This window comes from Pantoea sp. Ap-870, from assembly GCF_011752515.1.
Taxonomy (GTDB): Bacteria; Pseudomonadota; Gammaproteobacteria; order Enterobacterales; family Enterobacteriaceae; genus Pantoea; species Pantoea dispersa.
The window spans coordinates 1-22,067 of the sequence record NZ_VWXG01000011.1; the positions used below are offsets into that span (position 1 = coordinate 1).

General features: G+C 58.7%; 21 protein-coding genes. 4 read left to right on the forward strand and 17 right to left on the reverse strand.

The window, feature by feature from the left end; genetic code table 11:
- Positions 1-188: 188 nt before the first annotated feature.
- The 4 genes from hemG to pepQ are packed head-to-tail and all read right to left on the reverse strand — an operon-like array spanning position 189 to position 4,182.
- Positions 189-737 (reverse strand): menaquinone-dependent protoporphyrinogen IX dehydrogenase, encoded by a 549-nt coding sequence (hemG, locus tag F3J41_RS20810; RefSeq protein ID WP_152391449.1) that lies wholly within the window; start codon positions 735-737, stop codon positions 189-191.
- Positions 738-754: 17 nt separating this feature from the next.
- Entirely contained in the window at positions 755-2,206 is a 1,452-nt protein-coding gene (gene trkH, locus F3J41_RS20815) for a Trk system potassium transporter TrkH (protein ID WP_021506935.1), read from the reverse strand.
- 27 nt (positions 2,207-2,233) lie between these two features.
- A complete protein-coding gene (locus F3J41_RS20820; protein ID WP_021506936.1) occupies positions 2,234-2,851 on the reverse strand; it encodes an IMPACT family protein in 618 nt (205 codons plus the stop codon).
- The gene (pepQ, locus tag F3J41_RS20825) at positions 2,851-4,182 is read right to left on the reverse strand and encodes a Xaa-Pro dipeptidase (protein ID WP_058758128.1); all 1,332 of its coding nucleotides are present in this window, start codon (positions 4,180-4,182) and stop codon (positions 2,851-2,853) included. Before pepQ ends, F3J41_RS20820 begins: the two co-directional genes overlap by 1 nt.
- Positions 4,183-4,367: 185 nt before the next feature.
- Between pepQ and fadB the strand changes: the two genes are divergently transcribed.
- A complete protein-coding gene (gene fadB, locus F3J41_RS20830; RefSeq protein WP_166712303.1) occupies positions 4,368-6,551 on the forward strand; it encodes a fatty acid oxidation complex subunit alpha FadB in 2,184 nt (727 codons plus the stop codon).
- 10 nt (positions 6,552-6,561) lie between these two features.
- Positions 6,562-7,725, forward strand: a complete 1,164-nt coding sequence (fadA, locus tag F3J41_RS20835) for an acetyl-CoA C-acyltransferase FadA (protein WP_166712305.1) — start codon at positions 6,562-6,564, stop codon at positions 7,723-7,725.
- Positions 7,726-7,812: 87 nt separating this feature from the next.
- Here fadA and fre read toward each other — a convergent pair whose 3' ends face one another.
- From fre to pepE, 3 genes are all read right to left on the reverse strand, one after another.
- Entirely contained in the window at positions 7,813-8,514 is a 702-nt protein-coding gene (gene fre / locus F3J41_RS20840; RefSeq protein ID WP_021506940.1) for an NAD(P)H-flavin reductase, read from the reverse strand.
- A 31-nt stretch (positions 8,515-8,545) separates the two neighbouring features.
- A complete protein-coding gene (gene ubiD, locus F3J41_RS20845; RefSeq protein WP_021506941.1) occupies positions 8,546-10,030 on the reverse strand; it encodes a 4-hydroxy-3-polyprenylbenzoate decarboxylase in 1,485 nt (494 codons plus the stop codon).
- A 73-nt stretch (positions 10,031-10,103) separates the two neighbouring features.
- On the reverse strand, positions 10,104-10,835 hold the full coding sequence (gene pepE, locus F3J41_RS20850; protein WP_058758126.1) for a dipeptidase PepE: 732 nt from the start codon (positions 10,833-10,835) through the stop codon (positions 10,104-10,106).
- Positions 10,836-11,044: 209 nt separating this feature from the next.
- On the opposite strand from pepE, the gene rfaH reads away from it, so the two are divergent.
- Positions 11,045-11,533 carry a transcription/translation regulatory transformer protein RfaH gene (rfaH, locus tag F3J41_RS20855; RefSeq protein ID WP_031279607.1) on the forward strand — a complete coding sequence of 163 codons (489 nt, stop codon included), beginning with the start codon at positions 11,045-11,047 and terminating at the stop codon, positions 11,531-11,533.
- Here rfaH and tatD read toward each other — a convergent pair.
- The 10 genes from tatD to udp all read right to left on the reverse strand — a co-directional run bounded on the left by tatD (position 11,530) and on the right by udp (position 20,916).
- Positions 11,530-12,312, reverse strand: coding sequence for a 3'-5' ssDNA/RNA exonuclease TatD (tatD, locus tag F3J41_RS20860; RefSeq protein WP_125310340.1), 783 nt, complete (start codon positions 12,310-12,312; stop codon positions 11,530-11,532). The genes rfaH and tatD overlap by 4 nt on opposite strands.
- Before the next feature lie 107 nt (positions 12,313-12,419).
- Positions 12,420-13,181: a Sec-independent protein translocase subunit TatC gene (tatC, locus tag F3J41_RS20865; RefSeq protein ID WP_021506945.1), complete on the reverse strand. Its 762-nt coding sequence runs from the start codon at positions 13,179-13,181 to the stop codon at positions 12,420-12,422.
- A gap of 2 nt (positions 13,182-13,183) precedes the next feature.
- A complete protein-coding gene (gene tatB / locus F3J41_RS20870) occupies positions 13,184-13,711 on the reverse strand; it encodes a Sec-independent protein translocase protein TatB (RefSeq protein ID WP_021506946.1) in 528 nt (175 codons plus the stop codon).
- 9 nt (positions 13,712-13,720) lie between these two features.
- Complete coding sequence (gene tatA / locus F3J41_RS20875; protein ID WP_166712307.1) at positions 13,721-13,963, reverse strand: Sec-independent protein translocase subunit TatA; 243 nt, start codon at positions 13,961-13,963, stop codon at positions 13,721-13,723.
- Positions 13,964-14,073: 110 nt separating this feature from the next.
- Positions 14,074-15,711, reverse strand: a complete 1,638-nt coding sequence (ubiB, locus tag F3J41_RS20880; RefSeq protein WP_021506947.1) for a ubiquinone biosynthesis regulatory protein kinase UbiB — start codon at positions 15,709-15,711, stop codon at positions 14,074-14,076.
- Positions 15,708-16,313 (reverse strand): SCP2 domain-containing protein, encoded by a 606-nt coding sequence (locus tag F3J41_RS20885; RefSeq protein ID WP_058758122.1) that lies wholly within the window; start codon positions 16,311-16,313, stop codon positions 15,708-15,710. The genes ubiB and F3J41_RS20885 overlap by 4 nt, the downstream gene beginning before the upstream one ends.
- A gap of 6 nt (positions 16,314-16,319) precedes the next feature.
- Positions 16,320-17,078 (reverse strand): bifunctional demethylmenaquinone methyltransferase/2-methoxy-6-polyprenyl-1,4-benzoquinol methylase UbiE, encoded by a 759-nt coding sequence (gene ubiE / locus F3J41_RS20890; protein ID WP_021506949.1) that lies wholly within the window; start codon positions 17,076-17,078, stop codon positions 16,320-16,322.
- Between the two features lie 75 nt (positions 17,079-17,153).
- Entirely contained in the window at positions 17,154-18,665 is a 1,512-nt protein-coding gene (rmuC, locus tag F3J41_RS20895) for a DNA recombination protein RmuC (protein ID WP_021506950.1), read from the reverse strand.
- 117 nt (positions 18,666-18,782) lie between these two features.
- Positions 18,783-20,054 (reverse strand): tetratricopeptide repeat protein, encoded by a 1,272-nt coding sequence (locus F3J41_RS20900; protein ID WP_166712309.1) that lies wholly within the window; start codon positions 20,052-20,054, stop codon positions 18,783-18,785.
- Between the two features lie 100 nt (positions 20,055-20,154).
- Positions 20,155-20,916 (reverse strand): uridine phosphorylase, encoded by a 762-nt coding sequence (gene udp / locus F3J41_RS20905; protein WP_021506952.1) that lies wholly within the window; start codon positions 20,914-20,916, stop codon positions 20,155-20,157.
- A gap of 301 nt (positions 20,917-21,217) precedes the next feature.
- On the opposite strand from udp, the gene F3J41_RS20910 reads away from it, so the two are divergent.
- On the forward strand, positions 21,218-22,057 hold the full coding sequence (locus F3J41_RS20910; protein ID WP_166712311.1) for a dienelactone hydrolase family protein: 840 nt from the start codon (positions 21,218-21,220) through the stop codon (positions 22,055-22,057).
- The last annotated feature ends 10 nt before the right edge of the window (positions 22,058-22,067 follow it).

Genomic DNA, 22,067 nt, shown 5'->3' on the forward strand with positions numbered 1-22,067 from the left:
TACGCTTTCCTCCTTCAGAGTCAAACACTTTTTTCAGCGTTTTTCTCCGGCGGGGTGAATCGCTTCACGCCCTGCTGAGCCGTCTGCGTTGCCGCTTTGCCGTCTCAGTGGTGGCGCATTATAGGGAGTTAATTCTGGCTGACAAGGGTTTATTGCAAAAAAATGATCGTTCGGCCTAAATTTCACCACTACGCGTTATTTTGCGGCAATTTGCCTGGTAACTGTGCGAAATCCTGGGCAAAACGCGTGACTTTCTCCCAGTCAGTGTATTCAACTTCTTTGGTGGTATCCGTTTCGCCGCCGGTCATACGCATAATGAACTGAATCATGATGCGATCGAACCAGCGATAGCGTGGATAGCGCAGCGCACCGGCAAACACCGCACAGCGATCCGGTTGCCACGGTGACTGCGCCAGGAACTTACGCGTATAGGCATTGGTTTCCGGCGTGCACTTATCGGCTTTACGCGCAGTAAGATTGACGCTGAAAAAGCCGCTGACGCGCTGCTGCAGTTCCGCCTTATATTGCGTGACGAATTTCATCAGCTCGGGCTGGAAGTGACCATAGCGAATCGAGGCGCCAATCAGCACGCGATCATACTGTGCCCACTCCACCTGCGGTGCCTGCGCCAGATCCAGCACATCACACAGCTGCTGCGGTGTCAGCGTGCGGGCAATACGCGCCGCGATTTCGCGGGTTTGCCCGTCACGGCTGGAATAAAGAATTAACGCTTTCATCACTCATTCCTGTTTTATTATTCGCGCCAGAAGGTGGGCGTGAACAGCACCAGCAGCGTGAACACTTCAAGGCGTCCAAACAGCATGGTGGAGATTAAAATCCACTTGGCGACATCATTCATCGACGTGAAGTTATCTGCCACCACACCCAGACCCGGGCCAAGGTTATTCAGCGTCGCCGCCACCGCGGCGAAGGCCGAGAAGTCATCCACACCGGTGGCGATAATCGCCAGCATGCTGACCAGAAACACCAGCGCGTAAGCCGAGAAAAAGCCCCACACTGCTTCGAGAATACGTTCCGGCAGTGCTCGGTTCCCCAGTTTAATGGTATAGACCGCATTGGGATGCACCAGGCGTTTCAGTTCGCGCGACCCCTGCTTGCACAGCAGCAGAATGCGAATCACCTTCAGGCCACCGCCTGTCGAACCCGCCATACCGCCGATAAAGGCTGAACACAGCAGCAGCACCGGCAGGAACAGCGGCCAACGCGCAATACTGTCGGTGGTAAAGCCCGCCGTCGTCGCCATCGATACCACCTGGAAAAACGCCTGATTGAGGGTTTGCCAGCCGCTGGAATAGACATTATGGAACCACAGCACCAGGGTACAAATCAGCACCAGCGTCAGCTGCACGCCAATGAACATGCGGAATTCCGGATCGCGCCAGTAGACTTTCAGGTTTCGCCCGCTGAGCAACGAGAAGTGCAGGCCGTAGTTACAGCCGGAGATCAGCAGGAAAATCGCCACGATGGTATTAATGGTCGGGCTATTGAAGTAGCCGATGCTGGCATCATGGGTAGAAAAACCGCCGATGGCGATGGTCGAGAAGCTGTGGCCGATAGCATCAAACATCGGCATGCCCGCCAGCCACAGCGCCAACGCACAGGCCACCGTCAGCAGCACATAAATCAGCCACAGGGTTTTCGCCGTTTCGGCAATGCGCGGGCGCATTTTGTTATCTTTCAGCGGCCCCGGCATTTCGGCGCGATACAGCTGCATACCACCGACGCCAAGAATCGGCAGAATGGCCACCGCCAGCACAATGATCCCCATGCCGCCAAGCCACTGCAGCATCTGACGATAGAACAGAATCGCTTTGGGCAGCGAGTCGAGCCCCACCAACGTGGTGGCACCGGTGGTGGTTAAGCCAGAGAACGATTCGAAGAAGGCGTCGGTCACCGACAGATGTGGCTGCTCGGCGAAGATAAACGGCATTGCCCCCACGCTGCCCAGCACGGTCCAGAACAGCACCACAATCAGAAAGCCTTCACGCGGTTTCAGCTCACTTTTTTGTTTGCGGTTGGGCCACCACAGCAGCGAACCGATGACGATCGCCATCATAAACGTCTGACTGAACGCGCGCCCGGCACCGTCGCGATAAATCAGGGCCACTAAGCCAGGCAGGATCATGGTTACCGAGAACAGAATCACCAGCAGGCCCACGATGCGGGTAATGGCGCGAAAATGCATTCAGCCGTTTCCTTTAAACAGATGCGGTTAGTTGTCCAGCGGGATCAGCGCCAAAGCGCCCCGGCTGTAATCAGAAAGGTTTTGCCTGAAGCCATCAATCTGCGGATGGGGCAACGCCAGACGTAGCGTAATGCGATCCTGATAATGGCTCTGTTCAATGCTGCCGTCAAAACGCTGCAGCAGGCGCTCTATATCGCTCAGCTGCGCATAGTCACACTGCAGGGTAAAACGTTGCATCGGCACTTTACGCTGGCGCGCCAGCAGCTTCAGCCCCTGCTGCACGCCGCCACCGTAGGCTTTTACCAGCCCGCCGGTGCCCAGCATGATACCGCCATAATAGCGCACCACCACGGCGGTGATCTCGCCCACGCCGCTGCCCATCAGCTGCGCCAGCATCGGCTTACCGGCCGTGCCGGAGGGTTCGCCATCGTCAGAAAACCCCAGCTGTTGTGAATCATCGGGCGCGCCCGCCACCCAGGCCCAGCAGTGATGCCGCGCGGTCGGATGTTCGTGCTTTACCTGCTGCACAAAGGCGCGCGCAGCGGCCACCCCATCGGTATGCGCCAGCAGGGTAATAAAGCGGCTCTTTTTGATGGTCTCCTCGCTGAGACTGACGGCCTCAGCGGGAATGTCGTAAGCGTCCATCAGGCCAGATGCAAGTCACGCGTCATGTTTTCGATGCGGCTGGCGTGAATCACCACATTATCCTCAATACGAATGCCCCCGTACGGCTTCAGGGCATCAATCGCCTGCCAGTCAAAGTGCTGACTAAACTTACCGCTGCGCAGCGGCGCCAGCAGTGAATCGATAATATAGAAGCCCGGTTCAATGGTCAGCACCATGCCCGGCTGCAGCACCCGCGTACAGCGCAGATAAGGATACTGCGATGGCGCTGCCAGATGCGTGCCGCTGTCGTCCTGCATAAACCCGGCAACGTCGTGCACCTGCAGGCCCAGCGGATGGCCGAGGCCGTGCGGCATAAACGGCCCGGTGAGGTTTTCCGCCACCAGCGTCTCTTCGCTCAGCCCCTGCACCAGTTCAAACTTCAGCAGCAGACGCGCGATACGCTGATGCATTTGCAGATGGTAATCGGTATAGCGCACGCCGGCTTTCAGCGTGGCGATCAGCGCCAGCTCTTCTTTATTCATCGCAGCAACCATTTCCGCGTAGCGCGTTTTGCTCTGCGCCGCGTAGCTGCGCGTCAGGTCTGCCGCATAGCCAAGATACTCTGCGCCGGCATCAATCAGGAAGCTGTGACGTTTCGCCGGCGGCTGATGGTCAAGCCGGGTGTAGTGCAACACCGCAGCATGTTCATTCAGCGCGATGATATTGCCATACGGTACATCAATGTCACGGTGGCCGGTGGCGGTCAGATAGGCAAGATTGATATCAAACTCGCTCATGCCGGAGAAGAACGCCTCTTTCGCTGCGCGATGGCCTGCCACCGCCAGCTTCTGCGCTTCGCGCATACAGGCCAGCTCGTAATCGGTTTTGATGCTGCGATGATAATGCAGGAAGTCGATGACGCCCTGAGGATTGATCCCCTCGCTGCGGATGCCCAGTTGGGTGGCGCGGGACGGTACCGGCCCGATATAGGCCACATTGTCGCGCTGTGCCGGCAACAGCTGAGCGATATCGTCAGCGTTTTTCAGGCCGATGACCTCGACATCCTGGGTCCAGAAGCTGTCCGGCAGTGGCTCGACGTTGTGCCAGTAATCGACCGGCGAGTAGAACCACAGTTTGGGTTTATTCACGCCATCGATCCACAGCCAGCAGTTGGGCACCTGCGTCACTGGTACCCAGGCTTTAAACTGGGGATTCACCTTAAACGGATAGTCATGATCGTCAAGAAATACGGTCAGCAACTCGCCTGAATGAATCAGCATGGCGTCCAGCTTAAAGCGCGCCAGCACCTGTTGCGCACGCTGCTGCAGCGTTGAGATATGCGCGTGATACAGGGTTTTCAGTGAATCCATGGACTTGTCTCCGATGTCGCGAAAGTGGCGGCAGTGTAGCACAGCCGCGCGGGGGATGCCGTGCTGCGCGCGCTGTGATCGCCGTATCAAATAAGCAAACTCTCGTTTGCAAAAAATTAACATGACACCCACACTCCTGATCATCTGGTATGACCAGATCACCTTTCGCGTTTCAGGAGACGGACATGCTCTACCAAGGCGATACCCTTTCAGTGCACTGGCTTGACGATGGCATCGCCGAGCTGGTTTTTGATGCGCCCGGTTCGGTGAACAAACTTGATACCAAAACCGTCGCCGCCTTAGGCGAGGCGCTGAGCGTACTGGAGCAGCAAAGCACGCTGCGCGGCCTGCTGCTCTCTTCCGCCAAACCGGCGTTTATTGTCGGGGCGGATATCACAGAATTCCTGTCGCTGTTTGATGCGCCCGCTGAGCAGCTCAGCCAGTGGCTGACATTCGCCAACAGCATCTTTAATCGTCTGGAAGATTTGCCGGTGCCAACCATCGCCGCCATTGACGGCTACGCGCTGGGCGGGGGCTGCGAGTGTGTGCTGGCGACCGACTTCCGCGTGGCCACGCCCACCGCGCGCATTGGCCTGCCGGAAACCAAACTCGGCATCATGCCGGGCTTCGGCGGCAGCGTGCGTCTGCCGCGCCTGCTCGGTGCCGACAGCGCGCTGGAGATCATCGCCGCCGGTAAAGATATTGATGGCCCGGGCGCGCTGAAGCTCGGTCTGGTGGATGCGGTGGTCAGCAGCGAGAAGCTGCGCAGCGCGGCGCTGACCATGCTGCAGGATGCCATAGCCCAGGGCAGCTGGCAGGCGCGTCGTGCGCCGAAGCTGGCACCGCTTAAGCTGAGTCCGATTGAAGCTGCGATGAGTTTTACCCTCGCCAAAAGCATGGTGCAGCAAACCGCCGGTAAACACTATCCGGCGCCGATCGCCGCGGTGCGAACCATCGAAGCGGCAGCGGGCTTAGGTCGTGATGATGCGCTGAAGCTGGAAACCGCTGCTTTTGTGCCGCTGGCGCAGAGTGATGTGGCACGCGCGCTGGTCGGCATCTTCCTCAATGACCAGTACGTAAAAGGCCTGGCGAAAAAACACAGCAGCGCGGCCGGCACGCCAGAGCAGGCGGCGGTACTCGGCGCAGGCATCATGGGCGGCGGGATCGCCTGGCAGTCGGCCTGGAAAGGCGTGCCGGTGAAGATGAAAGATATTAATCCGCAGGCGCTGACGCTGGGCATGAATGAAGCCAGTAAGCTGCTTAATAAGCAGCTGGAGCGCGGCAAAATCGATGGTACCAGGCTGGCGAGCGTGCTGGCGAGCATTCAGCCGACGCTGGATTACAGCGGCTTTGATCGCGCCGATGTGGTGGTCGAAGCGGTGGTCGAGAACCCGCAAATCAAAGCCAAAGTGCTGGCTGAAACCGAGCAGCAGCTGCGGGATGATGCCGTGCTGGCCTCGAATACCTCCACCATTCCAATCAGCCAGCTGGCGCAGGCGCTGCAGCGTCCGCAAAATTTCTGCGGCATGCACTTCTTTAATCCGGTGCCGCGTATGCCGCTGGTCGAAGTGATTCGCGGTACGCAAACCTCTGAAGCCACCATCAGCAAAGTGGTGGCGTGGGCCAGCAAGATGGGCAAAACACCGATTGTGGTGAATGACTGTCCCGGCTTCTTTGTGAACCGCGTGCTGTTCCCCTACTTTGCCGCCTTCAGCCTGCTACTGCGCGACGGCGCGGACTTCCGCCAGATCGATAAAGTGATGGAGAAGCAGTTTGGCTGGCCGATGGGGCCGGCGTGGCTGCTGGACGTGGTGGGCATTGATACCGCGCATCATGCGCAACAGGTGATGGCGCAGGGCTTCCCGTCGCGGATGCAGAAAGATTACCGCGATGCCATTGATGTGCTGTTTGAAGCCAAACGCTACGGCCAGAAAAATGGCCAGGGCTTTTACCGCTGGGAACAGGACAAAAAAGGCAAAGCGCAGAAGCGCGCCGATGTGGAGGTCGATGCGCTGCTGGAGCCGGTATGTGAACCGAAGCGGGTATTCAGCGATGAAGAGATCGCCAACCGCATGATGCTGCCGATGCTCAACGAAGTGGTGCGCTGCCTCGAAGAAAACATCATCGCTTCCCCCGCCGAGGCGGATATGGCGCTGGTGTATGGCTTAGGCTTCCCGCCGTTCCGCGGTGGCGCGTTCCGCTATATGGACACGCTGGGCATCAGCAATGTCGTCGATCAGGCTAAACGCTACCTCGCGCTCGGCCCGCTGTACGCGCTGCCTGAGTTGCTGGTTCAGAAAGCCCACCAGCATCAGAGCTGGTATCCCGTCGCTCAACCGATTGACGCAGCGGCGCTGCAAACTGCCTGAGGTAATGAACATGGAAAACGTAGTGATTGTTGATGCCGTGCGCACGCCGATGGGCCGTTCCAAAGGCGGCGCCTTTCGCCAGGTGCGCGCCGAGGATCTCTCCGCCCATCTGATGCGCGAACTCCTCAGCCGCAATCCGGCCGTCGATGCCGCCGCGCTGGATGACATTATCTGGGGCTGCGTGCAGCAGACGCTGGAACAGGGCTTTAATATCGCCCGCAACGCCGCGCTGCTGGCGGAGATCCCGCATCGCGTGCCGGCCAGCACCGTCAATCGCCTGTGCGGCTCGTCCATGCAGGCGCTGCACGATGCGGCGCGCGCGATTATGGTCGGCGATGCCCACAGCTGTCTGATTGGCGGCGTGGAACATATGGGCCACGTACCGATGAACCACGGCGTGGATTTTCATCCCGGCCTGGGGCGCACCGTGGCGAAAGCGGCGGGCATGATGGGGCTGACCGCCGAGATGCTGGCGCGCATGCACCACATCAACCGTGAACAGCAGGACGCCTTCGCGCTGCGTTCACACCAGCGCGCTGCGGCCGCCACTCAGCGCGGTGATTTCAAACGCGAAATCGTGCCGACCTACGGCCACGATGCCGATGGCGTGCTGAAACGCTATGACAGCGATGAAGTGATTCGCGAAGACACCAGCCTTGAAGGCTTAGCCGCGCTGCGTCCGGCGTTCGATCCGGTCAACGGCACGGTTACCGCCGGCAGTTCGTCGGCGCTGTCCGACGGCGCGGCCGCCATGCTGATCATGAGCGAAAGCCGCGCGCGCGAACTGGGGCTGTCGCCGCGCGCACGCATCCGCAGCATGGCGGTGGTTGGCTGCGATCCGTCGATCATGGGTTACGGTCCGGTACCGGCCAGTAAGCTGGCGCTGAAGCGCGCCGGGCTGAGCGTGCAGGATATCGATCTGTTCGAACTCAACGAAGCCTTCGCCGCGCAGACGCTGCCGTGCCTGAAAGATTTAGGGCTGCTGGAGCAGCTGGATGAGAAGGTGAACCTTAACGGCGGCGCAATCGCCCTCGGGCATCCGCTGGGATGTTCCGGCGCGCGTATCAGCACCACGTTGCTGAATCTGATGGAGCGACGCGATGCACAGTTTGGTCTGGCAACCATGTGCATTGGCTTAGGCCAGGGCATCGCGACGGTATTCGAACGGGTTTAATACGTTGACCACTACACTTGCACGTGTTCCCGCCCAACCGGGCGGGCTTTTTTTGCAGCGGCACGTGCATGCGCACCGCATCACACATCAGATAAAGGCAAACGCATCGCCATACATCTGCGCTTCTAACGCACCACGTTCGGCACAGAAGCGCTCGCGGGCAATTTTTGCCATCTCAAACCGGCCAGCAATATAGATATCGTGTCCGCTCAGGCTGGCATAATCCTGCATCACCGCGGTCAGCACCGTGCCGCTGCGTCCCTGCCAGTCCTCCGCCGGCTGCTCCACCACCGGAATCACTTTCAGGTTCGGATGCTTCACCGCCAGCGCATTGAGTTCATCCAGATCGTACAGATGTCTCAGCTCGCGGCCGCCCCAGTAGATAGCGATATCGCGATCTGGCTGCTGCGCCAGCGCGGTCAGCAGAATCGAACGCGCATAGGAGAAGCCGGTGCCGCCGGCAATCAGCACAATCGGCCGCGCGCTGTCTTCACGCAGCCAGGCGTCGCCGTGCGGCATATCCACGGTGATCTGCCGATCGTTTTTGATGCGATCCATCACCGCCATGGCGTACAGGTTCAGCTCTGAGGCACCAATGTGCAGCTCAATGATGTCCTTTTCCATTGGCGTCGATGCCAGCGAAAACGGGCGCTTGTCGCGCTCATCCATCACCACCATCAGATACTGGCCGGCGCGGAAGCTAAAATCCGCCGCCGGAATTAACCGCACGCGGTAAACCGTGTCCGTAATTGCTTCAACCGAAGTCACTTTGCAGCTTAACGTCGTCATAGGTGCCCTTTTTTATGGTTCTCAGCCGCCATCAGCGCTGCGGCGGCTCGGCAAAGATCGCTAACTCATCCCAGATTGCATCAATACGCGCCGTAACCGCAGGATCTTTCACAATCGGCGTCCCCCATTCACGCTGGGTTTCACCCGGCCACTTGTTGGTGGCATCCAGTCCCATCTTCGAGCCAAGTCCGGAAACCGGCGAAGCGAAGTCGAGATAGTCAATCGGCGTGTTTTCTACCAGTACCGTATCGCGCGCCGGATCCATCCGCGTGGTGATGGCCCAAATCACGTCGTTCCAGTCACGCGCGTTGACGTCATCGTCACACACAATCACAAACTTGGTGTACATAAACTGGCGCAGGAACGACCACACGCCGAACATCACGCGCTTGGCGTGACCGGCATACTGTTTTTTAATCGTCACTACCGCGAGGCGATAAGAGCAGCCTTCCGGCGGCAGATAGAAATCCACAATCTCCGGGAACTGTTTGATCAGAATCGGCACCAGCACTTCGTTCAGCGCCACGCCCAGTACCGCGGGCTCATCCGGCGGACGGCCGGTGTAGGTGGAGTGGTAAATCGGGTTGCGCCGCTGGGTCACGTGCGTCACGGTAAACACCGGGAAGCTGTCTACTTCATTGTAGTAGCCGGTGTGATCGCCGTACGGCCCTTCCGGCGCCATGTCACCCGGTTCGATGTAGCCTTCCAGCACGATTTCGGCGCTGGCCGGCACTTCCAGATCGTTCGAGACGCACTTCACCACCTCGGTTTTGTTGCCGCGCAGCAGACCGGCAAACGCATATTCCGATAGCGTATCCGGCACTGGCGTCACCGCGCCAAGAATGGTGGCCGGATCGGCGCCCAGCGCCACCGCTACCGGGAAGCGTTCACCGGGATGTGCTTTGCACCACTCCTGGAAATCCAGCGCGCCACCGCGATGCGACAGCCAGCGCATAATCACCCGATTTTTACCAATCACCTGCTGACGATAAATGCCGAGATTCTGCCGCTCTTTATGCGGTCCGCGCGAGACGGTTAATCCCCAGGTAATCAGCGGCGCCGCATCGCCCGGCCAGCATTTCATGACCGGGATGCGCGCCAGATCGACCTCGTCACCACTGAAAATCTCTTCCTGACACGGCGCATTACGCAGCCGTTTGGTCGGCATGTTCAGCACCTGTTTGAACTGCGGCATCTTATCGAACAGATCGCGGAACCCTTTCGGCGGCTCCGGCTCTTTCAGAAACGCCAGCAGCTTACCCACTTCGCGCAGCGCGCTGACCTCTTCCTGGCCCATACCCATTGCCACGCGCTTCGGCGTGCCAAACAGGTTGCACAGCACCGGCATGCTGTAGCCCTTCGGGTTTTCAAACAGCAGCGCCGGGCCACCGGCCCGCAGCGTGCGGTCGGCGATTTCGGTCATCTCAAGGACAGGATCGATCTCCTGAGTGATGCGCTTTAACTCGCCGCGCTGTTCCAGCAGCGCGAGAAAGTCTCGTAAATCCTGATATTTCATGCGGCGTTAGTCTTCCGGCCAGAGTGAAGCGTCATTATAAGTTTGTTCACGCCAGCGTGTTTGAGTTTCTGCGTCAGGCGGGCTGACAGGAAAACGGCACCAGCGACTGCAGGGCCAGCACATCGTGATAAGCGGCAATCGCTTCACCGTGACGGAACACTTTGAAATCTTCACCGCGCGCACTGTAGTAGCGCAGACGGTTCTCACTGACGTGCAGGAAGCTGGCTTCCCGCAGCGCAATCACCGACTCCTGCGGATTCACCGCGCAGAATTCGGCCAGACGCTCATCACGGGTTTCGCCCATATGGCCGCTGACGTGCGCATCAAGATAGTGAGGATTGATTTGCACCGGGAACAGCCCCAGCGCAGGCAGCACCACGCTGCTGCGTACCGGCATATCATTGGTGGTGCGAATCGACGGTGTCGCCACGTTGCAGCCCGCGCTCCAGCCAACGTAAGGGACATCGCGCTCGCGCACTGCGCGCTGAATCGCCACGATCAGCCCCTGCTCGTGCAGCATCTGGTTCAGCAGCCAGGTATTGCCGCCGCTCACCAGAATCAGCTCCGCCTGCTCAATGGCCGCAACCGGTGTCTCGAACTCGTGTACCGTGCGCACCGGAATGCCCAGTGACTGAGACAACGCCTGCGCACGCTGGGCATGATCGTCACGAATAATGGCGTAGGGCACCAGCACCGCCGAGGTGATACCGCGCTGGGCAATCATCGCGTGCAGCTGCGGATGCGCATAGCTCAGCAGCGGCGCATCGTCGGCCACTTTGCCATTGCTCAGTAAAAACAGTTCCATCAGCCCGTCCTTTTTCTTCGTCTAATGGGTTGGCAGTCTGATACAGATGATCGCCAGACGTCAATTTTCTTGCTGAAAAGCGTTAGTTCGCCGCACCAATCGGAAAATTCGTAGAGATTTTTCTTCTGTGACCGGGTTTCCGGCCGCCGATGCGCTATAACTCTGACAACAGGTTTGTTATTCTTAGCGTCCATTATTTGGGAGCAGTTATGGAATCCTGGTACTTACTCTATTGCAAACGTGGTCAGCTGTTGCGCGCGAAGGAGCATCTTGAGCGGCAGGAGGTGAATTGCCTCAGCCCGATGATCGCTCTGGAGAAGATTGTGCGCGGCAAACGCACCACCGTGAGTGAGCCGCTGTTTCCCAACTATCTGTTTATCGAATTCGATCCGGAAGCGATTCACACCACCACCATCAGCAGCACGCGCGGCGTCAGCCACTTTGTGCGCTTTGGCGCCATGCCCGCGACGGTGCCGTATGAAGTGATCGAAGCGCTGCAAACCGATGCGCCGCAGATCCTGCTGGATCCGGAAACGCCGCAGGTCGGTGATGAAGTGCTGATCACCGACGGCACCTTTGAAGGGCTGCGCGCTATCTTTGCCGAGCCCGATGGTGAAACCCGCTCAATCCTGCTGCTTAACCTGCTGAATAAACAGGTGATGCGCAGCGTGGACAACAAGCAGTTCCGTAAGGTTTAAGCCAGCCTGAATAGCTGACGTGCGTTGTGGTCGACGCGTGCCGCCAGTGCGTCTGGCTGTTCACCACGCCAGTGCGCCACCTGCTGAACGATATGCGGCAGAAAGCAGGGTTCGTTACGGCGCGAGGTCGGACGCGGACGCATATCGCGCGGCAGCAGATAGGGCGCGTCGGTCTCCAGCAGCAGACGATCTGTTGGAATCAGCGGCAGCATGTCACGCAGCGCCATTCCGCGCCGTTCATCGCACACCCAGCCGGTAATGCCCACCGATAACCCCAGCGCCAGGCAGGCTTCCAGCTCGTCACGCGTGCCGGTAAAACAGTGCACCACCGCGCCCACCAGTTTCGGCAGCCACGGCTGCAGCACCGCCAGAAAACGTTCATGTGCCTCACGACAGTGTAAAAACACCGGCAGCTGCAGTTCCGCCGCCAGCTGGAGCTGCGCATCAAACGCGTACTCCTGCTGCTCGTGCGCGGAAAGGTTCCGGTTGAAGTCGAGCCCGCATTCACCAATCGCGACCACCTGCTCGCTGTCAGCCAGGCGGCGCAGCGTACTGGCGGTTTCCGCCGACCACTCGCTGGCATGATGCGGGTGCACGCCGGCGGTCGACCAGCAGTAGCCCGCGTGCCGGGTCGCCAGCTGACGCGCCTGCTGGCTCTCCAGGGCATTGGTGCCGGTAATTAACAGGCCGGTGACGCCTGCTTCGCGCGCGCGTTTTACCACCTGATCGCGATCTTTTGCGAATTGCGTGCTGGTCAGGTTTACACCGATATCAAACATGTTTGCTCCCCATTCCGTCTTAAAGCGACGGATAGAAAAACCGCCCGGCAGGCGGGCGGTTAAGATTCATCATCACCCCATCAGCGGGATGCCCTGCATAAAAGACATCAGGCGTCGGGGTTCTGTTCCTCATCGTCTGCCGCCTGACGTCCTTTACCCACATAGTAGCGGGAGAAGAATACGCCGACTTCAAACAGGCAGTACATCGGAATAGCGAGCAAAGTTTGCGAGAAAACGTCCGGCGGTGTGAGCAACATCCCAACCACAAACGCGCCGACCAGAATATACGGCCGTTTCTTTTTCAGATCGTCCGGGCTGGTAATGCCGGTCCAGCACAGCAGCACGATGGCAATCGGTACCTCAAACGCCACGCCAAACGCCATGAACAGCGTCATGACAAAGTCGAGGTAGTTGGTGATGTCCGTGGCGATGGTGACGCCCTGCGGCGCGGTTTTGGCGAAGAAGCCAAATGCCAGCGGGAACACAATGAAGTAGGCAAAGGCCACGCCGACGTAAAACAGCAGCGTACTGGAGAACAGCAGCGGCATCACCAGGCGGCGCTCATGGCGATACAGCGCGGGGGCGACAAACGCCCAGACCTGATAAAGAATCACCGGCACCGCAAGAAACACCGACACAATGATGGTCAGTTTGATCGGCGTAAAGAACGGTGAGGCCACGTCCGTGGCGATCATGCTGGCACCGGCGGGCATCTGGCTAATCAGCGGCGCTGCCACCGCGTGATAGATGTCGTTGGCGAAGTAAACCAGACACAGGAAGATAACAAACACCGCGATGATGCAGTTCAGCAGACGCTTGCGCAGCTCAATCAGGTGGCTGATGAGCGGTTGGGTATCTTCAACGGCCATGTTTATCGTTCATCTTTTACGGGAGGAGTGGTCGCAGGCGCGACGGAATCGGTGTGGCTGGTGGCTGGTGCAGGCTGCGGCGCCTGCGCCGGGGCGCTGGCCTGATGCGCCGCGCTGGCCGGCGTCACAACGCTGTGCGGCTCAGCGGGCTGCGGTGCGGCAGCGGGCTGTGGCGCAGCAGCGGGCGGCTGATGAATGGTGTTGGCTTCATCTTCCGCTTTTTCGATATCGATGCTCTGCTGCACCGAGCGCTTCATGGAGTCCGCGGTTTTACGCAGCTCTTCCATGGATTGCTTCAGCTCCGGCGACAGCGTGCCACGTCCTGCCTCTTCGACCTTTTTCAGGCTGTCCTGCAGCTCCTGCAGTTTCAGCTCCTGGGCCAGTTCGTTCTGCACATTAGCAGCCAGCGAGCGAATGGCCCGGATCCAGCCAACAACGGTTTTCACCGCAACCGGTAAGCGCTGCGGGCCCAGTACAATCAGCCCGATCACGAACACCAATACCAGTTCACTAAAACCAATATCGAACACAGTTTTACCTTACTTGTCCCGGGCGTCGTCTTTGCTCGCCGGGGTGTGCTGTTTGTCTGCCAGTTTGGCGTTGAAGTCAGCGTCCTGCTCTTTCGGTTGATCCTTTTTATCGTCTTCATCGCTCATGGCTTTTTTGAAGCCGCGAATGGAAGAGCCTAAATCCGAACCCAGGTTACGAAGCTTATTGGTACCGAACAGAAGTACAACAATGACGGCAATGATTAACAATTGCCAAATACTGATACCGCCCATGAGATATGCCTCTAATATTCTGTGAAAAACGGTTAACTGTAACGCACAGAAAGTCCGTTTTTACCCGGACTTAAGCCTGCGACATTACGCGATTTGCACCAGGCAGACAATCAGTTTGTCTTGCGCCAGCCGATGAGCCAGGTGACGATGCCGGCGGCCATTAACAGTGCCGGGAAGAAGTCCCAGTCAGGCCGGCTCAACAGCACGGCGGTGCCACTTAATAACAGTGTAGCCCCGACGCCAAACAGATAACGTGCCTGATGATGCCGGGTGCGCTGCGCGTTTAAATCGGTGACGAGTTTATCGACACTGTGCTGCAATAACTTGTGCTGGCGCATACTGTCGTAAAAAAGCTCCGGCAGCTCCGGCAGTTTCTCCGCCCAGAACGGCGCCTTCTCTTTCACCGCCCGCAGGATGGCCGGAATGCCGATCTGATCCTTAATCCAGTCCTCCAGGAACGGCTTGGCGGTTTTCCACAGATCGAGCTGCGGATAGAGCTGACGGCCGATGCCCTCGATGTACAGCAGGGTCTTCTGCAGCAGCACCAGCTGCGGCTGCACTTCCATATTGAAACGGCGCGCGGTGTTGAACAGATTGAGCAGCACGTGACCAAAGGAGATTTCCGCCAGCGGCTTTTCGAAAATCGGCTCGCACACGGTGCGGATCGCGAACTCAAAATCTTCCACGTTGGTATCCGGCGGTACCCAGCCCGAGTCGACATGCAGCTCGGCCACTTTGCGGTAGTCGCGGTTGAAGAAGGCGATGAAATTTTCCGCCAGGTAGCGCTTATCTTCTTTGTTCAGCGAGCCAACGATGCCGCAGTCAATGCCGATATACTGCGGATCTTCCGGATGCTCGTAGCTGACGAAGATGTTGCCGGGATGCATATCGGCGTGGAAGAAGCTGTCGCGGAACACCTGGGTGAAGAACACCTGTACGCCGCGTTCGGCCAGCAGCTTCATGTTGACGCCGTGCTGCTCCAGCGTGGCAACGTCGGAGATAGGAATGCCGTAAATGCGCTCCATTACCAGCATGGTTTCGCTGCAGTAGTCGGAGAACACTTCCGGCACGTACAGCATGCGGCTCTGGTCGAAGTTGCGGCGCAGCTGAATCGCATTGGCAGCTTCACGCAGCAGATTGAGTTCATCAATCAGCGTTTTTTCGTAGTCGCGCACCACTTCCATCGGACGCAGACGGCGACCGTCCGGCAGCAGACGTGGCACCCAGCGCGCCAGGCGGTAAATCAGCTTCATGTCAGCTTTGATCACCGGCAGGATATCCGGGCGAATCACTTTGATCACCACTTCGCGGCCGTTGGATTTCAGCGTCGCGGTATGCACCTGGGCGATCGAAGCCGATGCCAGCGGTTTGATATCGAAGTCGTCGAACCAGGTTTCTACCGGGCCGCCAATCGAACGCTCAATCTGCGCTTTGGCTTTCACGCCATCGAACGGCGCCACACGGTCCTGCAGAATCGCCAGCTCATCGGCAATTTTCGGCGGGAACAGGTCGCGGCGCGTCGAGAGCATCTGACCGAACTTGATCCAAACCGGACCGAGCTGCTCCATGGCCAGACGCAGACGGATGCCCATCTCAGCTTCTTTGTGCCGGTTGGGGATCCAGAAAACACAGCGTCGCCACAGCCGCAGCGGCAGCGTAATGCGCATATGCGGAATCAGTTCATCCAGCCCGTAGGTCAGAAAAACTTTGATAATGAAGTATAAGCGCCGAATTTCTCCCAGCGTCATTTCGCCTCCAGCTGTGCCAAACGCGCCTCAAACGCATTAAGCGCACGTTCCATCGCTTCTACCTCCTCACAAAACCACGCCTGCTCCAGCGCCCCCGGTGCCACGCGCCACTCTTCGGTCAGCACCTGCCCCAGATAATCCTGACGGCGGGTGACCTGCTGTCTGAGCTGGGCCAGCGCACGCTGAGCGGCCTGGCTGATGCCCTGTGCCGCGATGTCGCCCACCCACGGCGCGAGATATTCGGCCGGATCGAGTTCAGCCAGATCCATCAGCGCGGAGAATTGCTGTACCACCTGCAGATCGCCTTCCACATCCAGCTCACCGCTGCGAATCAGGCTGGTCAGCTGCTGACGATCGCGCAGCTTAGGCAGCGTGCTGAAACGCAGGCTGACGCTGCAGTCGCTGCGGTCCTGCCAGTCACTCAGCACATCCAGCTGGTTTTCACTGAACACCAGCACCAGCGGAAAATCCAGCTCCTGCAGGCGCAGCAGCAGGACTTTGCCGGCCAGACGCTGGCGTGCGGTTTTCAGGCTGCGATCGCGGTACAACACACGGTTCAGGGCGGTCTCAAGACCGCCGGTGATGAGAGGGGTAAAAGTCATGATTAATCAGAACTTAAAGCCACGATGCAGCGCCACAATGCCGCCGGTCATGTTGTAGTAGCTGGTATTTTCAAAGCCCGCGTCGTTCATCATCGCCTTCAGGGTTTCCTGATCCGGATGCATACGAATCGACTCCGCCAGATAGCGATAGCTCTCCGCGTCTTTTGCCACCAGCTGGCCGATGCGCGGCAGAATGTGGAAAGAGTAAGTGTCGTAGGCTTTGCTCAGCGGATCGAAAACCGGTTTAGAGAACTCCAGCACCAGCAGACGGCCGCCCGGCTTGAGCACGCGGAACATCGACGCCAGCGCCTTCTCTTTTTCGGTCACGTTACGCAGGCCGAAGGAGATGGTGATGCAGTCGAAGTAGTTATCCGGGAACGGCAGCGCTTCTGCGTTAGCCTGCACGTAGCTGACGTTGCCGGTTACGCCGAGATTGCGCAGCTTTTCGCGTCCCATCTTCAGCATTGAGCTGTTGATGTCCGCCAGCACCACCTGACCGGTTTCACCGACCAGGCGCGAGAATTTTGCCGTCAGATCGCCGGTACCGCCGGCCAGATCCAGGACGCGCTGACCGCGGCGCACGCCGCTGCTGTCGATGGTAAAACGCTTCCAGACGCGATGGATGCCGAACGACATCAGATCGTTCATCAGGTCATATTTCGCCGCGACGGAGTGAAACACGTCCGCGACTTTATCGGCCTTTTCACTTTTGGCGACGGTCTGAAAGCCAAAATGGGTAGTTTCCTGCTGTGATTCATCTGCCATCGGTTTTACCTGTTCCACAAACAATACTTCCCGAAGTGTATCAGAGTCGGGCGATCCGAGCACGCCACCGGCGTGTTATTCGTTGATGCGGCGCAGGGAAGCGGCGGAAGAATCTGCCGCATTTTCAGCGGGCTCGCTGTCATCGGCCCATGTATCATCCGCCGCGTCGGGCTGCGCCTGCTCTGCCAGTTGCGGGTTGATGGGCCGTTTGATCTCCACGCCAAGCGCACGAAACGACTCACTCTGGGCGATCAGATTGCCGCGCCCCTGCGCCAGCTTTTTCATCGCCAGCTGATAACTCTGCTGCGCTTTGTCGAGGCTATGCCCGATGCCACTCATGTCATCAACAAACAGCCGCATCTTGTCGTACAAGCGCGCAGCGCGGTCGGCGATGCGCTGCGCGTTGCGGCTCTGATGCTCATAGCGCCACAGATTATTGATGGTGCGCAGCGCCACCAGCAGCGTGGTCGGGCTGACCAGCATAATGTTTTGCTGCAGCGCTTCGCTGATCAGCTCCGGCTGACGATCGATCGCCAGCAGAAACGCCGGTTCGACCGGAATAAACATCAGCACATAATCCAGCGAGCGTAAACCGGGCAATTGTTGATAATCTTTACGCCCCAGCAGCCGGATATGGCCGCGCACCGCGTTGATGTGCTCCTGAATCGCCTGCTCGCGCGTCAGCTCATCGTCGGCGTTGAAGTAGCGCTCATAGGCAATCAGCGTCATTTTGGCGTCAATCACCACATCTTTACCCTGCGGCAGACGCACAATCACATCCGGTTGCATACGGCCCTGCTGCTCCAGCTGCACACTGACCTGGGTCTGGTACTCGTAGCCTTCGCGCAGGCCTGAGGCCTCCAGCACCCGGCTGAGCACCACTTCGCCCCAGTTGCCCTGAATTTTATTGTCGCCCTTTAGCGCTTTGGTGAGGTTGATCGCTTCCTGCGCCATCTGCGCGTTGAGCTGCTGCAACTGGCGAATTTCGTGCGCCAGCGTGTGGCGTTCACGCGCTTCCTGGCCGAAGCTATCGTTGACCTGGCGACGAAAGCCGTCCAGCTGTTCGCGCAGCGGGCCGATCAGGCTATTGAGGCTCTGCCGGTTCTGCTCGTCGACGCGTTTTCCGCTGTTTTCGAAGATTCGGTTGGCGAGGTTTTCAAACTGCGCACTCAGGCGCTGTTCGCTGTTAGTCAGCAGACGCTGCTTCTCCTCAGCGGCGAAACGCGTCTCTTCTAATCGAATGGTGACTTCCCGCAGTTCGGCTTCCTGCGCGCTGTTAACTTCCAGCTGATTACGCAGCTCGCGGCTGAGCTGTTCACTCTCGGCCCGCCAGTAATCCAGCTGCTGCAGGCGCTCCTGCGCGCCGCTAAGCGTGCCGTGAAGCTGGCGCAGCTCCTGTTCGCGCTGCTGCAGTTGCTGTTGCAGCTGTTCCAGCTGCTGCTGCTGACGCTGCTGCGCCTGTTCCAGCAGGCGGCGTTCAGTGGTGAAGCTGGCGTGCTGATGGCCGGCGCGCAGCTGGGCAATAATCCAGCCAATGCCCAAACCGGCCAGCGCCAGCGCGCCGCTGATGATAAGTTGCTGATCCATAATCCCCCCGCGGATCGTCTCGCTGAGGAGAAGGTAGAGCGCCACTGTATGAATGTCCAGAACATTCATGGCAACCCGCGGATTTTATCGCGGGCGCGATGGGCACCGTCCGGGCAACTACAGGGCGCGCACGGTCAGATCGCCGGCTTTCCAGGCGTCAATCAGGAAAAACGGCATCGGCAGCACCCATTCGCTGTCGCTTTTCACCTTCGCCGGATAGCACCAGCTGTTGCCGCCGTAGGTCAGCTCCACCTGCTGCTGGCCATTTTCGGCGTTGGCCACTTTGCCGGCCATGCTGGCGAAACCGGCATTGCTGCCGACGTGGAAGCTGTCGGTCTGCCAGCGAATCGGCGCATGCGCCGGCCACGGCTGCGCGTGGTGGAAGTGAAAGATATCGTCGTGATTGAGGATGCTGTCGCGCACCGTTGGCCACAGCGCTACCTTGAGGAAGTACTGGTCGGTAAAGCGCTCGCTGCCGTCATACTGCGCGATAAAGTCGCGCATCTGCTGCTCCACATTGTGAAACACGCCGTGACAGCCGCCCCACATGCCGGCCAGTAACAGCTCGGTGTGCGAATAATAATCGCGCATGTGGTGGAACCAGAATGGCGAAGCCAGCCAGGCGTCGACGGCCGCGACTTCGCGCTCTGACAGCAGCGAATCCGCATCCCGCACGATGTAGCGTTTTACGCTGACATCGTCCATCACCAGAAAACGCCACAGCGTAGGGAAAATGGTTTTCTCCTGCGACATATCCACCAGCTGGGTGTTTGGCTGGGTCAGGCGCTGCCACACGTGCTGCGGCACACTATCGTCGAGATAGATGCGGCACATCCAGTCCGGATAGAGCTCGCGCGCCACTTCAACGTTTTTAATCAGGGTTTCGCAGTAGCGCGGCTGACCGCCGTACAGACTGAAGGAGATGATATTTTCTGCCGGATTGCTGCGGTTAATCGGCGCAGGAGCTGGTGCGGGAAAAGTCGCTTTCGCGCCCTGACTGAAGCGCACGTCGGATTGGGTGAGCGATTCCAGGCCATAACGCGCCACTTCATCTGTCTTATCCAGCCAGCCACACACTTCCGTCAGGCCATCCAGCCAGGTTTCCGACGCCTGCGCGCGCTGCGCCGCCGGTGCCTGATAGATTTTCTGGTAAATCTTGTAGGATTTTTTATGTTCGCCGACGCGCATCAGCGTCAGCGCGTAGTCGCTGAGCACCTGCATCTGGTTAGGCATGACGCGCAGCACTTCTTCGCAGCACTGGCGCGCCAGAGGATAATCTGACGCGGCCATTGCCTGACGAAAGCGCGCGGCGGCACTCTCAACGCGGGCCTGCATTGCAGCAGGACGGCTGGTAAAGCCCGGACGTGGGACAGAGATCGTTTTGCGCATAGGAAATTTCTCAGAATCGGCTGAAATTGCGCGCATTCTAATCAGGCAATTGCTGAGCTCCCTATAAGCCTGGTCTCGAAATCATTCCCTGACTGGCGCGCTAAAGTAAGCGACGCGCGGCATCCACCACAATTTTCACCGCATCGCTTTCTGTCTGCTTCATAGTGGCCGCATCCGGGATCTCTTTTTGCGTGCGATTCACGATGACGCCAGCCACCATGCCGGCACGCAGTCCCTGACTGGCGCACATGGTTAACAGTGTAGCGGATTCCATCTCATAGTTAAGCACGCCCATTTGCTGCCACTCTTTCATCGAGCCCTGGAAGCGGCTCACCACGCGTCCGGAGAAGGTGTCGTAGCGCTCCTGGCCAGGATAGAAGGTGTCTGACGAGGCGGTGACACCAATATGCGTGGTCGCGCCGCAGGCTTCTGCCGCGGCCACCAGCGCGGTGGTGCAGGCGAAGTCAGCCACCGCCGGGAATTCCATCGGCGCAAAGTGCAGGCTGGCACCGTCCAGACGGACCGAGGCGGTGGTCACCAGCACATCACCCACGTTGATGTGTGGCTGAATCGCGCCGGTGGTACCCACACGCAGGAAGGTACGCACGCCCAGCTGCGCCAGCTCTTCAACGGCGATAGAGGTAGACGGACCGCCAATACCGGTGGAACAGACAACCACCGGTTTGCCGTCGATCTCCGCCAGCCAGGTGGTGAATTCACGGTGCGACGCGAGGTGCTGTGGATTCTCCATCAGCGCCGCGATTTTCTTCACGCGCTCCGGATCGCCAGGAACAATCGCCAGCGTGGCTCCTTTCAAATCGGCTTTGGTGATGCCAAGGTGGAAAACGTCAGACTGGGCCATATCAGACTCCTGGAAGATAAGGGGGAATAAGCGCGCCACTTTACGTCAGCGGCCCGGATAAATATGTGACTGAATTCACTATCAATAATGAAAGTTACATTGAACTAAAAATATTGTGTGACTCTAATCACATATTAGCGGTCTGCTGCGCTGAATTGCTACAAGCGGTGCTGTGTAACCGTAAAAGGCAGTGTTAATAGAGAAGCAGACCAGGTTAACCATCCCCCGTACCCTACGCCAGCCTTGCCGTAAGGCCAGGCTATAGTTACGTGATTGCGCACTTGCTAGCACGGAGAGAACCATGAAAACCGAAGACAATATGGCACAAAAACCCGCCACCGACGGCTTTGCGCCAGCGGTGCAGCCCACCGCAGCCAGCACCATCATTACCGCCAGCGATGCCATTCACGCGGGCGAGACGTCCGTGCCGAGCCAGGGTGAGAACCTGCCGGCTTATTATGCTCGTCCGCAACAGTTTAGCGGCACGCTGCCGGTCGTGCTGGTGGTGCAGGAAATTTTCGGCGTGCACGAGCACATCCGCGATCTGTGCCGCCGTCTGGCACTGGAAGGCTATCTCGCCGTGGCGCCGGAGCTCTATTTCCGCGAAGGCGATCCCAACGATTACCACGATATCCCCACCCTGTTCAAAGAGCTGGTGAGCAAAGTGCCGGATTCGCAGGTACTGTCGGATCTCGACCACGTGGCCAACTGGGCGGCGCGCCACGGCGGCGATATCCGTCGTCTGGCGATCACCGGTTTCTGCTGGGGCGGTCGCATCAGCTGGCTGTTTGCCGCCCATAATCCGCAGGTGCGCGCCGCCGCCGCCTGGTACGGTCGCCTGGAGGGCGAGAAAACGCTGAAGCAGCAGAAACATCCTATTGATATTGCAGTAGATTTGAATGCACCGGTGCTGGGCCTGTATGGCGGCCAGGATGAAAGCATTCCATTGGAAAGCATCGATAAGATGCGCCAGGCTCTGCACGCGGCCAATGCCAAAGCCGAGATTGTGGTGTATCCGGAAGCTGGCCACGCCTTTAACGCCGACTATCGTCCGAGCTACCACGCCGATTCCGCACAGGATGGCTGGCAGCGCATGCTGGCGTGGTTTAAGCAGTATGGCGTCGCGCCAAACGCGGAATAAAAAAAGGGGC

Coding starts and splice junctions, on each gene's coding strand:
- hemG (WP_152391449.1), bottom strand. CDS start 737: ATGAAAGCGTTAATTCTTTATTCCAGCCGTGACGGGCAAACCCGCGAA.
- trkH (WP_021506935.1), bottom strand. CDS start 2,206: ATGCATTTTCGCGCCATTACCCGCATCGTGGGCCTGCTGGTGATTCTG.
- F3J41_RS20820 (WP_021506936.1), bottom strand. CDS start 2,851: ATGGACGCTTACGACATTCCCGCTGAGGCCGTCAGTCTCAGCGAGGAG.
- pepQ (WP_058758128.1), bottom strand. CDS start 4,182: ATGGATTCACTGAAAACCCTGTATCACGCGCATATCTCAACGCTGCAG.
- fadB (WP_166712303.1), top strand. CDS start 4,368: ATGCTCTACCAAGGCGATACCCTTTCAGTGCACTGGCTTGACGATGGC.
- fadA (WP_166712305.1), top strand. CDS start 6,562: ATGGAAAACGTAGTGATTGTTGATGCCGTGCGCACGCCGATGGGCCGT.
- fre (WP_021506940.1), bottom strand. CDS start 8,514: ATGACGACGTTAAGCTGCAAAGTGACTTCGGTTGAAGCAATTACGGAC.
- ubiD (WP_021506941.1), bottom strand. CDS start 10,030: ATGAAATATCAGGATTTACGAGACTTTCTCGCGCTGCTGGAACAGCGC.
- pepE (WP_058758126.1), bottom strand. CDS start 10,835: ATGGAACTGTTTTTACTGAGCAATGGCAAAGTGGCCGACGATGCGCCG.
- rfaH (WP_031279607.1), top strand. CDS start 11,045: ATGGAATCCTGGTACTTACTCTATTGCAAACGTGGTCAGCTGTTGCGC.
- tatD (WP_125310340.1), bottom strand. CDS start 12,312: ATGTTTGATATCGGTGTAAACCTGACCAGCACGCAATTCGCAAAAGAT.
- tatC (WP_021506945.1), bottom strand. CDS start 13,181: ATGGCCGTTGAAGATACCCAACCGCTCATCAGCCACCTGATTGAGCTG.
- tatA (WP_166712307.1), bottom strand. CDS start 13,963: ATGGGCGGTATCAGTATTTGGCAATTGTTAATCATTGCCGTCATTGTT.
- ubiB (WP_021506947.1), bottom strand. CDS start 15,711: ATGACGCTGGGAGAAATTCGGCGCTTATACTTCATTATCAAAGTTTTT.
- F3J41_RS20885 (WP_058758122.1), bottom strand. CDS start 16,313: ATGACTTTTACCCCTCTCATCACCGGCGGTCTTGAGACCGCCCTGAAC.
- ubiE (WP_021506949.1), bottom strand. CDS start 17,078: ATGGCAGATGAATCACAGCAGGAAACTACCCATTTTGGCTTTCAGACC.
- rmuC (WP_021506950.1), bottom strand. CDS start 18,665: ATGGATCAGCAACTTATCATCAGCGGCGCGCTGGCGCTGGCCGGTTTG.
- F3J41_RS20900 (WP_166712309.1), bottom strand. CDS start 20,054: ATGCGCAAAACGATCTCTGTCCCACGTCCGGGCTTTACCAGCCGTCCT.
- udp (WP_021506952.1), bottom strand. CDS start 20,916: ATGGCCCAGTCTGACGTTTTCCACCTTGGCATCACCAAAGCCGATTTG.
- F3J41_RS20910 (WP_166712311.1), top strand. CDS start 21,218: ATGAAAACCGAAGACAATATGGCACAAAAACCCGCCACCGACGGCTTT.